The organism is Bacterioplanes sanyensis, assembly GCF_002237535.1.
Taxonomy (GTDB): Bacteria; Pseudomonadota; Gammaproteobacteria; order Pseudomonadales; family Oceanobacteraceae; genus Bacterioplanes; species Bacterioplanes sanyensis_A.
Window position 1 is genome coordinate 3,430,510 of record NZ_CP022530.1, and the last position, 15,460, is coordinate 3,445,969.

9 protein-coding genes are annotated in these 15,460 nt (G+C 53.7%); 2 read left to right on the top strand and 7 right to left on the bottom strand.

From position 1 onward, the window contains the following. Positions 1-9: 9 nt before the first annotated feature. Positions 10-780 carry an amino acid ABC transporter ATP-binding protein gene (locus tag CHH28_RS15770; protein WP_094061215.1) on the top strand — a complete coding sequence of 257 codons (771 nt, stop codon included), beginning with the start codon at positions 10-12 and terminating at the stop codon, positions 778-780. Between the two features lie 308 nt (positions 781-1,088). On the opposite strand, the gene CHH28_RS15775 is transcribed toward CHH28_RS15770, so the two are convergent. From CHH28_RS15775 to soxR, 6 genes are all read right to left on the bottom strand, one after another. Further along, positions 1,089-3,299, bottom strand: coding sequence for a DUF748 domain-containing protein (locus tag CHH28_RS15775; protein WP_157729947.1), 2,211 nt, complete (start codon positions 3,297-3,299; stop codon positions 1,089-1,091). 104 nt (positions 3,300-3,403) lie between these two features. Further along, complete coding sequence (locus CHH28_RS15780; protein ID WP_094061217.1) at positions 3,404-5,311, bottom strand: methyl-accepting chemotaxis protein; 1,908 nt, start codon at positions 5,309-5,311, stop codon at positions 3,404-3,406. Between the two features lie 117 nt (positions 5,312-5,428). Beyond that, positions 5,429-7,750, bottom strand: coding sequence for an ATP-binding protein (locus CHH28_RS15785; RefSeq protein ID WP_094061218.1), 2,322 nt, complete (start codon positions 7,748-7,750; stop codon positions 5,429-5,431). A 200-nt stretch (positions 7,751-7,950) separates the two neighbouring features. Then, positions 7,951-11,013, bottom strand: coding sequence for an efflux RND transporter permease subunit (locus CHH28_RS15790; protein ID WP_094061219.1), 3,063 nt, complete (start codon positions 11,011-11,013; stop codon positions 7,951-7,953). An 11-nt stretch (positions 11,014-11,024) separates the two neighbouring features. Beyond that, positions 11,025-12,053, bottom strand: a complete 1,029-nt coding sequence (locus tag CHH28_RS15795; protein WP_157729948.1) for an efflux RND transporter periplasmic adaptor subunit — start codon at positions 12,051-12,053, stop codon at positions 11,025-11,027. 596 nt (positions 12,054-12,649) lie between these two features. Further along, positions 12,650-13,099, bottom strand: coding sequence for a redox-sensitive transcriptional activator SoxR (soxR, locus tag CHH28_RS15800; protein WP_094061221.1), 450 nt, complete (start codon positions 13,097-13,099; stop codon positions 12,650-12,652). A gap of 67 nt (positions 13,100-13,166) precedes the next feature. Between soxR and CHH28_RS15805 the strand changes: the two genes are divergently transcribed. Beyond that, positions 13,167-14,393 (top strand): CynX/NimT family MFS transporter, encoded by a 1,227-nt coding sequence (locus CHH28_RS15805; RefSeq protein WP_094061222.1) that lies wholly within the window; start codon positions 13,167-13,169, stop codon positions 14,391-14,393. A 90-nt stretch (positions 14,394-14,483) separates the two neighbouring features. Here the strand turns inward: CHH28_RS15805 and CHH28_RS15810 are convergent, their stop codons facing one another. Beyond that, positions 14,484-15,356, bottom strand: coding sequence for a phosphotransferase (locus CHH28_RS15810; RefSeq protein ID WP_094061223.1), 873 nt, complete (start codon positions 15,354-15,356; stop codon positions 14,484-14,486). Positions 15,357-15,460: the final 104 nt, after the last annotated feature.

Genomic DNA, 15,460 nt, shown 5'->3' on the forward strand with positions numbered 1-15,460 from the left:
ACGTTCACTATGAATCACGTTACTGACAACAGCACCGACACTCAGGATGACGTTATTACCATCACCGACCTGAACAAATGGTATGGCGACTTCCATGTTTTAAAGGACATTAACCTGCAGGTTAAAAAAGGTGAGCGCATTGTTATTTGCGGCCCTTCTGGTTCTGGTAAATCCACCATGATCCGCTGTATTAACCGCTTGGAAGAGTTCCAACGCGGCTCGCTGGTGGTGGATGGCATTGAAATGATTGACGATGTCAAAAACATCGAAGCCATTCGCCGCGATGTCGGCATGGTATTCCAGCACTTCAACCTGTTCCCGCATTTAACCATTCTTGAAAACCTGACCTTAGGGCCGATTTGGGTGCAGAAAAAGCCCAAAGAAGAAGCCGAAGCGGTGGCCATGAAATACCTGGAGCGGGTAAAAATCGCCAACCAAGCGGACAAATACCCAGGCCAGCTGTCCGGTGGCCAGCAGCAGCGTGTGGCGATCGCCCGCTCGCTGTGTATGTCGCCGCAAATTATGCTGTTCGATGAGCCTACCTCGGCGCTGGACCCAGAAATGGTGAAAGAAGTGCTGGACGTTATGATCGAGCTGGCCGAAGAAGGCATGACCATGCTGTGTGTGACCCATGAAATGGGATTCGCGAAAAAAGTCGCCGACCGCGTAATCTTTATGGACGGTGGTGAAATCGTCGAAGAAAACACACCGGAGCCATTTTTCTCCAATCCACAAACGGATCGACTGCAGTTATTCCTCAGTCAGATATTGGAGCATTAAGTCACCTCGTTATAATTCTACGCAGCTCTACGTGAGTGCAGTAGGCTTTCTGAACCAGGCGTTGATGGCAAAAAACGGCTAGCCCTTTTCGACAACGACGTTATAGAGGCCTGCAGCCCACGCCTATAAGGAGTGCAAGGGAACTTCGGCTCGATGTCGCCGGCTGTGGCTGGCTAGAGCAGCAAATCGGCTTAGTGATCCAAAGCCCTCTGACGATCCTGAGCGGGAACTATTGCGAGGTTCATTTACATAAAAAACGGCGCTAAAAGCGCCGTTTTTTAATTGTCTAGCGACCAATCAAACAACCATCAGACCCCCAACACCACTTGGTGCTTATCTGCCAATTCTGGCTTGCACAAGGAGACGCGCGCGGCGAGGGAGTCGTCGTTGTCATCGTTAAACGCAGCTAGATATTGTTTAATCCAGCTCGCTCTTTGACTTGCCATGGCAGCCCAATCATCCGGTGCATTATCGCTGGCAAACAGCGGACAGGCCTTCAGCTCAAGCTCGGTCTTTTGCTGCAAAATGGCAGCGACTTTATCCAACTGCTCACGCTGCTGATCCGTCAACGCTGCTTGCTCAGCCTCAAATTCAACTGCGTCCAGGCGGATGGCCATCAGCTGCGAGCTGGCGTAATCGGCCAAGCTTAGCAGCGTGCCGTAAGGCACCAGGCTTTGCTTTAAATAGTGCATGGTGGCGGTGCGCAGTGCCAGAGTTGAAAGCTGCTTGGTTAAATCCGACAGCCCGACATCTGGATTGCTCAAATCTCCCGACAGCGGCACCTCCAAACGAATATTGCCACTGTCATCGCGCAATAACGACAACGCCGTATCAACCGGCATGGCGATTTGTTTACTGACCCGATCAATAACGGCATCGTCCTCGGGCTCAAAGCGCGCGTTGCGCAACAAGGTATCGACGGTGCCGTCCAGCTGACCTTGATCCAGCTCGATATCAGCGCTGACATTCAGCTGACCATGCGCCACGTGATACCCCATGGCTTGCGCCAGATAGCCGTTGTACGGCACCAAATTAAGCTGCTCGACGTTCACCGTAAACTGCCCTTGGGGATAGGTGCTATCGCCGCGAACAATAGTGCTCAACTGGCCCTGTGAGCGAATGCGGTTGTAGTCATCCAACGCCAGTTCAATATCAAATTGAATCGGCTGCTGCAGTGCACCCGCTTGCCAATTGACATCGGCCAACTGCCATTGGCGGATGGCGATGTTTTGTTGCAACTGCGGACTAACCGACGCATCCGTTAGATGAATCATCGACGCATCACCTTGCTGGCGTAGACCGGCGATCGATACTGACAGCTCACTTTCGGCCTGCGAATCACTCGTTTCTGATTGGACGTCGGGCTGGGCGTCTGGCTTTAAGCCACTGGTATCGGACTTTGCCGGCTCGGGCGATGAGTGATCAGCAGCTTTCTCTTTGTTGCCGTTTTCTGCCGCAGAAGCCACCTGCTCCGTCTCGGCTGCCAGCCCCTCTATGGCACCGGACTCATCTATGAGCACCGTCAGCTGCAAACCTTGGTAGTCGTGCCAGCCAGTCTGCAGCTGTAGTTGGTTGAGCTGTGGTTGGTTGAACTGCAATTGGTCGATGAGGTATTGCTCAAGGCGCAGCAACGGGCTGTCTTCGCCGCCTATGCTGAGTTGCTGTAATTGCAGTGTCGCCAGTTGCAGCGCCTGCGGCTTGTCCTGCTGCCACTGCAGCTGCTGCAGATGTAACTGCTGCAATGTCAGCGGCGGCGCCGAGAGACTGTGCAGCGACACATCGGACAGCGTGATATCGCCCTGCCATTGCTGCATGCCAGCCGCCAACAGACCGTCTACCTGCAATGCCAGTTCACCAGACACTCTGTCTTTAACGGCGACATCGCTCAACTGCAATTGCAGTCGGTGCGGCACTGGCTTCGTCATCGGCCAAGTAAAATCTTCACCACTAAATGACAGCTGCAGCCGCCCCTGACTGGCCGGGGCTTGCTCTGCCTGCCAACGCAAGACCGGCTCAATCTGCCACTGCTCAACACTAATGCGCCATGGCTCGGCTGGCTCTGCCGACGAGACATCTTGCTGCTTGGTGTTGGTGTCAGCCTTAGAGTCACTGCCTTGACCAGCCATTGGGATGCTGAGCCCGGCAACGGACAACTGGTCGGCACTGCTGGCATCGTTGGGGTGCTGGCGCAGCTCAACCTGCAAGCCTTGCAGCAGCAGCGACTCCACCTGCACATGGCGTTGCCACAGCTGCGCCGTGTTCCACTGCAGGTTCAACTGTTGCAGCCGTGTTTCATCACCACTGGCATGACCGGGATGGTGCAGCTGCAGTTGCGTCAGCGTGAGCTCGCCTGCAAACGGAGAAAAGGTCCAACGACCGGCCTCGAGGCGGTACCCCTCGCCCTGTTGTTGATACCAGCGATCGACCCACCATAATCCAAGACCCGGAGCTAGAAACAGCAGTAACAGCGGCAACGCCAGCACGCAAGCCAGCACAGTCAACCAAAGACGTGCACGCAACAGTCAGACCTCCTTTAATATCTGGCGGCCAGCCTAGCATGCACATTCAGGGCAACCAACGCCGTTTCCGGCATTGGCTGTAAGGCTGGCAAATAAAAGACGGATCAGTAGCGGAAGTTGCGCACGATGTCGGTCAGATCCGTTGCGGCACTGTGTAAGCGCTCATCGCAGGACTGCGCCGTTTCTGACGAGGTTTGCAGGGTTTGCTCAGCCAGGGTGTTGATGTGCTCGATGTGTTGATTCAAATCGGCCACCACACTGGCTTGCTCCTCTGTGGCGGTGGCCACCTGGAAGGTGCGATCCGAGATGGCCACGATGGCACTGCGCACACCGTCCAGCGCTTGGCGCGCTTCGTTGGCGTGATCCACCACTTGGCGGCACTGCTCGCTGCCAGCCTCCATCGCACTGACCGCTTGCTGAGTGCCGTCTTGCAAGCGCGCAATCATCTGATTAATTTCCTGCGTCGACTGATGGGTTTTCTGCGCCAGAGTGCGCACCTCATCGGCCACCACAGCAAAACCACGCCCCTGCTCGCCGGCGCGTGCGGCCTCGATGGCGGCGTTTAATGCCAGCAAGTTGGTCTGCTCAGAAATGCCACTGATGACGGACAATACCGAGCCAATGTTGTCGACTTCCTTCGCCAGCGAGCGAATGGCGCTGGAGGCATCATTTATTTCTTGATCCAATACGCCGATTTCGTCGCTGGTTTGCGTGACCAAGGCTTGCCCGGCTTCGGCCTTAGACGCCGAGTCGCTGCTGGAATCGGCGGTGGAGTTGGCGTTATCGGCAATCTCTTTTACCGTGGCGCCCATTTCGGTAATGGCAGTGGCTACCATGGCAATACTGTCGACCTGGTCGTGACAGTTGCGCTGGGATTTGCGCGCCGAGTCACTCACCCAAGCCGAGGCTTCTTCCACCGCATCGGCGGTCTTGGCCAGCTGGCGCATCAGCTCCTGCATATTGCCCATAAAGCGGTTAAACGCTTGCGCAAGTTCGCCCACTTCGTCTTGCGAAGCCACTTCTAAACGACTGGTTAAATCGGCGTCGCCGTCAGCGATGGAGGACAACATGTTTGCCGTGCGAATAATTGGCCGCGCCAGTGACGCTGCTAGCCACATCGCCAGCAGTGTAAACACCACAATCAACGCCAGGTTCATCACCACCACCATGGCGGTGGTGGCATTAAGGTCAGCAAACACCTGTTGCGTGGGTATTTCGGCCACCAGATACCAATCCAGAGAGGGAATATGGCGCGCTGCCATTAACTTTTCGTCGATTTCAATAACGGCGCCGCCACTTGGCTGTAACAGCTGGCTTTGCTGCTGGCCAGATAACCCGTAACGCTGCAAATCGTCAGGTAGGTCACTGGCCGATTGCGGCCGTATTTTCATGTCACCGTTGGCGTCGACCAAAAATACTCGCCCGGCCTCACCAATGCGGTAGCCATCAATCAGCTGAGACAGCGCTCGTACCTCCAGCCCTAATCCGGTCAGCACCTGAGTATTGGGTACTCGAAAGTTAATAAATAAGGTCGGCACGCCGGTGGTTTGATCAAGATCCAAATCCAGGCTGTAGTCGTCGCTGCCGCGCATAAAAGAATAAAACCAGTCGTCGCTGGCGCTGATTTGACGGCTCAAGCCATTCACAGTGAAATAGTTTTTACTGTCACCGGACACCAAAAATGCCGTTAACGCGCGCTCACGCTGCTGGATCTGACGCAGGTATTGTTGCAAGGCATCCACGTCTTGCTCACCGTCGGCAATCCAACGGCTCAGGAAGGAGTTATTGGCCATAGTGCGGGTCACCGCCAAGCGGGTCTCCAGTTGCAATGCAATTTGCCCAGCAACGCTGCCCAACACCGCTGGGATTTCCTCATTTGAGATGCGCTCGACGGCGTGGTCGCGCACCAAGGTGCTCGACACCCAGGTTGACAAAGCAATGGAGATAATCAGAGAACCGGCCACAACCAATAAAAACTTTCGTTTTAGTTGCAAGCGAGACCAAAGCGACATAGTGCACCTATTATTGCGCGGAAAAATTCGGCGCCATTCTATCCAACCTGGATTTCAATGGAGCATCTGTTTGGTAACAAGTCGTTACCGGGCAGCGGGATAGTTAGCCCGATGGACTTATCCGAATACCCATCTGCGAAGGGAGGCATATAAGACAGGTAAATCAATTGGCTTTGACACATGATCGCAAAACCCAGCAATCTCATAAGACTGCACGTCATCGGCCATGACGTTAGCAGTAAGAGCAATCACCGGCACAGAATACGAATGGGACTTGAGCGTTTGCATCGCTTCCAATCCACCCATAACAGGCATTTGTATATCCATCAATACAAGATCGAAGGTTTCTTTCAATGCGCGCTCGACAGCCTTGGCACCATTGTCGACGATCACAACATCCGCTTGAGTGGCAGCCAGCACCTCGTCGATGATCATTTGATTAATGGCGTTGTCCTCTGCGACGAGTATCTTTTTGCCACGGTAATCAGGAATGCCATCATCCGCATCGACTGCTTCGGATTCAACACTGACCTCAACTTCAGGCAGTGGAAGGGTAATCATGACCTTGGTTCCTACAGACAGCTGCGACTCTACCCGAATACTGCCTTTCATTAGTTCCACCAAGCGCTGACTAATGGCCATTCCCAGCCCAGTACCACCAAACTTCCGCGTGGTGGATGAGTCCGCCTGTTCGAAACGCTGAAATAGTCGTTCAATCGCTTCGTCACTCATGCCAATACCAGTGTCTTCAATACGTATATGCAGGCCCTGATCATCGTGATGTAGGTACAGATCGACACGACCTTCATCCGTGAACTTCACAGCGTTTGAGACCATATTCAAGATGACCTGTTTAACCCGAACCTCATCCCCTAACCAGTGTGCATGTAGGTTTGTCGCCGAGTGTACTTGCAGGCCGATCGACTTCTCCTGCGCAGTGACGTACATATCCGACATCACAATTTCAACGACTTGCATAATATCGAACTCGCGCTCTTCGAAACTCAGCTTGCCTGCCTCAATCTTAGAGAAATCCAAAATATCGTTAATAATGGTGATCAATAGCTTGGCGGAGGCTTGCGCTTGCTGTACCAGATTCACCAACTCGTCATCCGTTACTTTCTGCCTGAGTAGTTGCAAAATGCCAAATATCCCATTCATCGGCGTGCGTATTTCATGACTCATGTTGGCCAGAAAATCGCTTTTTGCGCGATTAGCATGCTCCGCTTGCTGCACACTTATTTGTAACGCTTTGGCCTGATTGACACGTTCGCTGATATCACGAATCACACCGACAAACGACATGCCGTCGTCGGCAACTAAGCTGGATACCGTCAGCTCGATGGGAAATAAGCGGCCAGTTTGATGACGCGCGTGCAGATCTCGGGTGGTTCCTACGGCAGTAGAGCTGGTCGCCGGACGGTAGTGCCGCAAAAAGTTATCATGATGGCGGCCAACGCCGTCATCCATCAAACAACTAATGTTTTTACCTACAACTTCCTCAAAACGATAACCGAACATTTTTTCGGCGGAATCCGAAAAGGTGGTAATGATGCCTTTTGCATCAATGACGATCACGGCATCAGCAAGACTTTGCAATATGGATGTGTTGTAGTGACGCAAACGTTGTAAGTCGTCCTCCACCTGATGATGACTTTCCGCCACGCTGTCGCGTTCGGTTTCGGTCAGGTCTTGGCGTAACAGATCGCCCGCCACGGCAAACCATAGGGCCACGCCATAGGCCAAAAAGCGCAGTACATGCCAACCCCACCAAGGCAAATCCCACAAGGTCGATTGTTCAAACATCAAAGCAGCGGCGCCAAACATGCTGCAGTGCAATACAAACAGCAAATCATCCACATTGCTGTGCTGGCGATAAGATAAAAATAGGCGCAGCGCCGCCAGCAACAGCAATACCCCACCGGACATATTCAAAAAGCGCGCGGCAGCGGTAAATTGCCCCTCCTCGACCATGGCCGGCACACTGTTCGGCACCAGCACACCCAGCAAGGATAAAAACAGCGCCAAACCACCCGCGCCCCAGATCATACCCATGGCATGAAAACGTCGCGGTAGCCACACCATCGAAAACAACACACCGCCAACAAAGGTGGCAGAAGTATGCAACCAGACAAACAATCGCCCTGGCTCCACCAATGCATGTACGCCATCGAGCATGCCCATGCCCACCAACGCCGCCGCAATGGGAATATTGAACTCAGTGCCACGGCCGTGGCGCTCCAGACGCAGCAGAATATAAGCCACCGAAAAAGCGATAAAGCTGCCCGCCACTTCCAAGGCACTGTGCACCGGCAAGTGTTGCCAGCGCCAATCGGCAAAGGTAGTGGCGCCCAATACCAAGGCGCTGAGATGAAAGGCACCGCTGGCCAGAATGATGGCAATAATGACTCGTTCGGCGTTAAACAGGCGGGTGGTCATGCAGCAATATCCTTGTCAGTGAGACGGGTGCGCTGAACGCAGTCGTATCGTCACTATAGTTGCTGCAAAAGGCCTTGCCAGAGATGGGCAGTGCTAGATATGGACAGTGCTAGAGAGGAAGGCTAGGAATGAGTGCTAATAGTGGGTATGGCGAGTAAGAAAAGGCCATGGCAGCAATGCCGCCATGGCCAGTCAGTAGATTAGTAGTCCGGCTTCACCATAGTCGGCACACTGCGCACTATGTAGGTGTACATAGTCGGCACCACGTACAGTGTCAGCACGGTACCAAAACTCAAGCCACCAACGATCACCCAGCCGATTTCCTGTCGCCCTTCAGCGCCGGCACCGGTTGCCAGCGCCAAGGGTAAGGTACCCAGCACCATCGAGCCGGCTGTCATCAAAATGGGGCGCAGACGCAGCACCGAACCTTCGATGATGGCCTCAAACTGGCCTTTGCCCTGCTCGCGCAATTGGTTTGCAAACTCGGTCATCAAGATGCCGTGCTTGGTGATCAGACCGATCAGCGTAATCAAGCCGATTTGGCTGTAAACATTCAGCGTGCCGCCGGTCATGTGCATGGTCAGCAGCGCACCCAGAATGGCCAGCGGCACAGTCAGCATGATCACCATCGGCGAGCGGAAACTTTCAAACTGCGCCGCCAGCACCAGATAGATAAAGATCAGCGCCAAGATAAAGGTGACCATCAGCGTATTGCCAGACTCGATGTACTCGCGGGCCTGGCCGCCGTAATCAAACTGAATCCCCTGAATGTCCATATCGGCGGCGGTCTTTTCCACCAGCTCACGCAACCAGGTCAAGGCTTCGCCTTGGGTAATGGCCGGTGTCAGGCTGGCTTGAATGGTGGCCGAGCGCAACTTGTTAAAGTGGTTGAGCTCTTTAGGCGCCACCGACTCTGTCACCGTCACCAAGTTCGACAGTTGAATCATGGCACCTGAGCTGTTGCGCACATAGATCTCACTCAAGGCTTCTGGCGTAGTGCGTGCGCTGTCTTCGACTTTCACAATCACATCGTATTGCTCATTGCCTTGGCGGAAACGATTGACCGTGGTACCACCGAGTAACGTCGACAAGGTACTGGTGATGTCAGACACCTGCACCCCCACCGCAGCGGCTTTGTCGCGATTGACCGTGACCACCAACTCAGGCTTATTCAACTTCAAATCAACGTCTGGGTTGGCCAATTTGCCACTGGCATACACCTGGCCCATCACCGCGCCGACCAGTTGCTGCAGCGCCTCGTAATCACCGCTGGATTGGATCACCAACTCCACCGGCCGTGCAATCGGACTTTGCCCCAATGACGCAGGCAATACCGGGAACGACATAATGCCAGGAATGCCCGCAAACATCGGGCCGCCCAAGGCACCGGCAATGGCCTGCGCCGGGCGCTCACGCTCGTCCCAGTCCTGCAAACCGGCAAAGGCAATGATGTTGCTTTCCGTCGGGAACAAACCGGTGATCACAAAGTAGCGCTCCACTTCTGGCACACCAGACAATACGCCTTCCAACTGGCGGCTGTAGCGATCCAGAAATTCGGTGGTTGAGCCTTCGGGGCCGATACCGAAACCGACGATGGTGCCGCGGTCTTCGGTGGGTGACAGCTCAGACTTCAAGCTGACAAAGCTCATGTACATGCCCACCAAGCAGGCAATGCCGATGGCCACAATCAATGGACGTACTTTTAGTGACGCTTGCAGCGAGCGGCGATACGCATCGCTCATGCTGTCCAACACACGCTCACCGAACAAATAGAATTTGCCGTGGTTTTCGTGTTTCAAAATGCGCGAACACATCATGGGCGACAGCGTGAGCGCCACGAAGCCCGACACCAACACCGCACTGGCCAAGGTCAGGGCAAATTCCGCAAATAATTTACCGGTGCGGCCTTCGGTAAAGGCAATCGGCGCAAACACCGCCACCAAGGTGATGGTCATGGCGACAATGGCAAAACCAATTTCCTTGGAGCCCTTAAACGCCGCCTGCACCGGGTGCATGCCTTCTTCGACATGGCGGTAGATGTTTTCCAGCATCACAATGGCGTCGTCTACCACCAAACCAATGGCCATCACGATCGCCAGCAAGGTCAGGGTATTGATGGAGTAGCCTAGGGCATACATAAAGATAAAGGCACCGATGAGCGATACCGGAATCGTCACCAGCGGAATTAAGGTGGCACGCGCCGAGCGTAAGAACAGGAAAATCACCAGAATCACCAGCACCGCCGCTTCGATAATGGTGTTGTACACGGCCTTAATCGAGCGATCGATAAAGATGGACGAGTCGTACGCCACCTGAATTTTCATGCCCTCTGGCAGCATGCTTTCGATGTCTGGAATCATTTCCCGAATGCCAGCGGAAACATCCAGCGGGTTGGCCACCGACTGTTTAATCACCCCCAGTGCAACCGCGGTTTTGCTATTAAAGCGCACACTGCCGCGATCTTGCTCCGAGCCAATGCGCACTCGGGCAACGTCGGATAAGCGCACTAAATAGCCGTCGTCATCGCGCAAAATCACCTGCTCGAATTGCTCAGGTTTGGTCAAATCGGTTTGTGCCAGCACGGTAAATTCGCGCGTTTGTGAACGAATGCTACCGGATGGCACTTCTAGGTTTTGACTGCGCAACGCATTGGCAATGTCGACCACGGTCACGCCGTAAGCGGCCATACGCTGTTTATCCAACCAAATGCGCATGGCGTAACGACGCTCACCAAAAATGCGCACTTGAGCCACGCCGGTGACGGTTTGCAACCGGTCTTTTACCAAACGGTCGGCAAAGTCGGTCATTTCCAACGGCGTATGATTGGGGCTAGAAAATGCCAAATAAATAATGGGCTGCGCGTTGGCTTCAACCTTGGCGACAACAGGCTCGTCGATATCATCCGGCAATAAACCGCGCACACGACCAACGCGGTCACGCACATCCGACGCCGCCGTATCGGCGTCACGATCAAGATTAAAATTGATGGTGATCTGGCTTTTGCCAGAGCTGGACGATGACGTCATAAAGTCGATGCCCTCGATCCCCGATAACGAATCTTCCAATACGTTGGTCACCTGCGACTCAACAATACTGGCGTTCGCGCCGTCGTAGGTGGTTTCCACCGATACCGTAGGCACATCAATGTTCGGGTACTCGCGCACCGTTAAGCGCTCGTACGAAATCAAGCCCACCAGAAATACCAGCAGGCTCATCACCGTCGCCAACACCGGGCGACGAATGGAAATATCCGATAACACCATAAATCGGCTCCTTATTGCGGCTGCGGTAAGTTAATGGCAGCCGCCGCTGCGCCGGGCTGAAGTTTCATCTGACCCGCCGTTACCACCACATCACCGGCGGCAACGCCGTCCAGAATCTGCACTTCACCTTGTTTGCGCAGGCCCACCGTGACTGGATTGATCTGTACTTTGCCATCCACCAGTTTGTAGATCAGCTGCGCCCGACCTTGCGGTACCAGTGCTTCTTCTTTCACCATTAAGGCGCTGTCGATATTGGCCAAGGTCAGCTCCACGCGGGCGAACAAACCGGGCTTTAAGCGACCGTCGTCGTTGGCGATGCTCGCCAATACTTTAAAGCTGCGGCCGTTGACGTCCACTTCAGGAGAAATGGCGTAAATTTCACCGCTAAAGGTTTCCCCCGGCAAGGCGTCCACGCGCGCGTTCACACTCAAGCCTTCGGATAAATCGCGCACGTACACTTCCGGCACGCGGAACTCGAGCTTGATTGGGTTGGTGGCCACCAGCGGAACCAGCGCTTCGCCTGGGGACACGTATTTACCAACACTCACCTGGCGCAGCCCCAACGTGCCATCAAACGGTGCTGTTAAGGTCATTTTTGCCACGCGCTCGCGCGCCAGCTCGACCTCAGCTTCGTCAATTTTCAATTTTGCTAGCGCCGCATCGCGGTCCGTGGCACTGCCGACATTTTTTTTCAGCAGCTCGCTGGCACGGCGATATTCCAACTCATTTAAACGCTTGCTGGCTTGTGCTTGCGCCAGCTGAGCTCGCTCGATGGAACTGTCGAGAGTAAAGAGTAAATCGCCAGCTTTGACGCTCTGCCCTTCTTGAAAATTAATTTTGCTGATACGACCGGCCACCTCGGCACTGATGGTGACGCTTTCGTCAGCGCTTAAAGAGCCCACCATTTCGATCGCGCGAGTCACGGTGGTGGCATTGACCACCTGTGCTTCCACCGGCATCGGCGGGCGCTCGGCGGCGACGACAGCGCCGCTGGCAAGGGCAACTGCCAGAGAAAATGTGCGTAACAACGGAAATTGCATACCTTTGCCTCTATTTATTGGTTGATTCGATTGATGGTCTGCCGATGTGTGACCAGCAGAAGCACAGCCGCCATGGCGGCAGACGCAGAATTCACCGACGCCGAACATTTTGCCGAGCAAGTGGCAGCGCGCAGCGAATAACGTCGGAATAGCATCAAAAACGGCACCAGGGAGCGCTGGCCACCGACAAAAGGCGCTACATTACCTGCAATACGTGACAACTGACTACCTTAGACTGCGGCGAAACAATCTGTGCCAACCACTGAACAATAATAGTTTTATCGATAACTAAGATTTACCGCCACCGCGGTTGCCATCAGTGCTTAGTCGCTAACGCGGAATTGATCAATCACACGACTCTGCCGGTATTCTCGCGGCTGCTTTTCTCTAGTGACTTTTCTTGCGCCATCTTGAATCTTTCTCGCCTCATCCCTCTCGCCCTATCCTTCTCGCCTCATCTTTCTCGCCCTACCCTTCTCCTAGCCTTCACCTGCTATCCAAGCCGCCCGCTTGTTATCACTCACATGCGGACCTTGAACGCAGCGAGTTGGATGTTTCAGCAGGAATACTCATACGACTGGCGCCCTTGAAGGTGTTTATTCAGCCGCGTCCGCAGACGATGCCGCAGCCAGATAATCGCCTGGGTTTCGCAATGGGCAATCTTGTAACGACAAACAACCACAGCCAATGCAGCTGTCGAGCTGTTGTTGCAACAACGTAAGGTCGGCAATTTTTTTATCCAGCAAGGTTTGCCATTGCTGTGACATGGCTTGCCACTGTGCCGCGCTCGGCGCACCGTCTTCTGGTAACACCGACAACGCTTGCTTGATATCGGTCAGCGCAATGCCGGTGCGCTGTGCCACCTTAATCACTGCAATCCGGCGTAATACATGGCGACTGTAGCGACGGTGATTGCTGTTATTGCGCCAGCTTTTGATCAGGCCACGTGACTCGTAAAAATGCAGCGTCGATACCGGGATGTCGCAACGCTTGGCCACCTCCCCCACACTCAGCGCGGTTTTATGGGCAGCAACGGGAGCAGGCATGGTGTTGACCTCAAGTTAAGTTGAGATCCTATGGTAGCGCTCGTCACCCTTATTGAGAAGTTTCACTATGCAACACGCATCCAACATCGAAGCGCTTAACAGCAGCGCCAAGGTGAGCGGTCTAATTGTCATCACCATGCTGATCGGTCTGAATTTGCGCCCGGCGCTGGCTGCAATTGGCCCACTCACCAGCGCCATTCAACAGGATACCGGCATGAGCTTCACTGCCATGGCGTGGTTAACTCTGTTGCCCGTCCTTGCCATGGGACTGGGGTGCTTTGTGACTTTAAAGCTGCGCCAACAGTATTCGCTCAAGCAATTGGTGCAAGGGTCGCTCGGCCTGCTGGTAATTGCCAACGGCTTGCGAGTATGGGACACAGAGAGCCTGGCTCAGCCGATACTACTGCTGACCTCATTGCTTGCAGGAACGGGTATTGCGGTGCTGCAAGCCACGCTGCCGGTGGTGATTAAAACGCTGGCGGGCGACGACAGTGCTCGCGTGATGGGTTTTTACGTCAGCGCCATTATGGGCGGCGCTGCTTTGGCCGCCAGCGTATCGCCTTGGTTAACCAGTGGCGAGTTGGACTGGCGCATGGCGTTGGCCGTGTGGAGCCTGCTGGCACTGGTGGCGTTGGTCTGCTGGCAGCAATGGTCTTCACAGCTACCACAGCAGAGCAGCGGCAAGGCTTTGCATCACGGCGTGGCCCGCAGCCGCCAAGTTTCGCTGATTGCGACCTTCAGCATGGCCGCCGCAGGGTATGTGTGCATCCTGGCCTGGTTGCCGCCGTTTTTATTAGACTTGGGATTCTCCGCCACCCAAGCGGGATTATTGCTGGGCTATTTAACCGCCGTTGAAGTGGCCGCTGGGTTTATCTTTCCGTCGCTGGCGTCCAAGAATCTCGATCGGCGCTGGGTATTAACCTTGGTCATGCTGCTGTCGGTGACAGGATTTGTATGGCTGGCACTGATTCCGCAATGGGCGTCAATTGTATTTCCTTTAACCCTGTTGGGCTTAGGCATCGGTGGGCAATTTCCGATGGTGATGATCGTCACCATGGATCACCACCCCAACGCACAAAAAGCAGGTTCCCTGGTGGCCGTTGTGCAAGGTTACGGCTACAGCCTGGCGGCATTTATGCCACTACTCATGGGCGCATTGCGCGATCAGCTGGGGCAATTTGAACTGGCATGGCTGGCACTGGCAGGGATCTACCTTGTCGCTATTATCTTGGTCAGCCGCTACAACCCGCGCCATTACCAAGCCCTGAGAAGCAGCAACGAAGACGCACAATAACCGGGATTTAACGCGCTTTTACAAGCAACCATGATGTGGCCAGAGGGATATTGGCCACCGCACTAACAAATTTGGATAAACACCCGGCATTCACAATGTTTGCGCAGACACTTTTAAGTCCGCACAAAACTGATCAATCTGATGGATCATCCTATCCCCCATCAACCTGAACGCTTGATCTGGAATATGCATGGTATAGCTGTAGATTCCAATCGCCGTATAAAACTCCAACACCTTTTGCAGCAATGGGGTTGGAACCGCGATCGGATACTGCGTTTGATAGCCTTCAAGAAACCTAGCCTGAAGATTTTCATCCAGCGCTTCGCGATTAAAAAACTTCACCAGATCCATCCATGCGATGTCGTACTTAGATCGTTCAAAGTCGATTAACACCGGAGCATTTTCCACCAGCTTTATATTGCGCAAGCCAAAATCACCATGCAACACGACTTTGGGCAGCGCCTCATATTCCTGCTGATATACGGCGCTAAACTGAGACAACTCATGGTAGATTCGAAGCACCTTGGCATAGGCCGGATGCGAGCTGATTCTGCCGATGGTTTCATCAATCCTTGCAAAAAGCGTCGATGACTCGCCCGACAACTCCCTAATTTGCTGAGTTCTTTCGTTTGTTGCTACTTTGTGAAAACGGCCAAGCAATATTCCATAGTCGTATGCAGTGGCCATCGACATTTCAGTCACGTCCTGCATATCACAATACTCGAGTATCACAGCCCTGCACTCGCCATACTCATATGAGCCCAGAAGTGTCGAGCTTTGCAAAACCTCAAGTATCGCCAACTCTGTAGAGCATCTTTTTTTACTGTCGTACAACTTAACAAAGATATCTTTGTTGAGTCTTTTGCTTCGTCCAGAAAAATGCAGGTTCTTTGATGGATGATCTAAAGACGTCAAATCACAATCATATTCCCGACTCAGTCTTTCTATTATTTTCATATCCATAGACCACTCCAACCTATTGGCTTTTGCAACCAGCCGCAACAGCTATTGGATAGTTTCTGCGCCAAAGATGCTCACTCAAACACATTGTATTTCTAAGCTCTGAA

Excerpts from the sequence above, each read along its gene's own strand:
- soxR (WP_094061221.1), bottom strand. The coding sequence starts at position 13,099 with ATGCCTGCTCCCGTTGCTGCCCATAAAACCGCGCTGAGTGTGGGGGAG.
- CHH28_RS15790 (WP_094061219.1), bottom strand. The coding sequence starts at position 11,013 with ATGGTGTTATCGGATATTTCCATTCGTCGCCCGGTGTTGGCGACGGTG.
- CHH28_RS15810 (WP_094061223.1), bottom strand. The coding sequence starts at position 15,356 with ATGGATATGAAAATAATAGAAAGACTGAGTCGGGAATATGATTGTGAT.
- CHH28_RS15780 (WP_094061217.1), bottom strand. The coding sequence starts at position 5,311 with ATGTCGCTTTGGTCTCGCTTGCAACTAAAACGAAAGTTTTTATTGGTT.
- CHH28_RS15805 (WP_094061222.1), top strand. The coding sequence starts at position 13,167 with ATGCAACACGCATCCAACATCGAAGCGCTTAACAGCAGCGCCAAGGTG.
- CHH28_RS15770 (WP_094061215.1), top strand. The coding sequence starts at position 10 with ATGAATCACGTTACTGACAACAGCACCGACACTCAGGATGACGTTATT.
- CHH28_RS15795 (WP_157729948.1), bottom strand. The coding sequence starts at position 12,053 with ATGCAATTTCCGTTGTTACGCACATTTTCTCTGGCAGTTGCCCTTGCC.
- CHH28_RS15785 (WP_094061218.1), bottom strand. The coding sequence starts at position 7,750 with ATGACCACCCGCCTGTTTAACGCCGAACGAGTCATTATTGCCATCATT.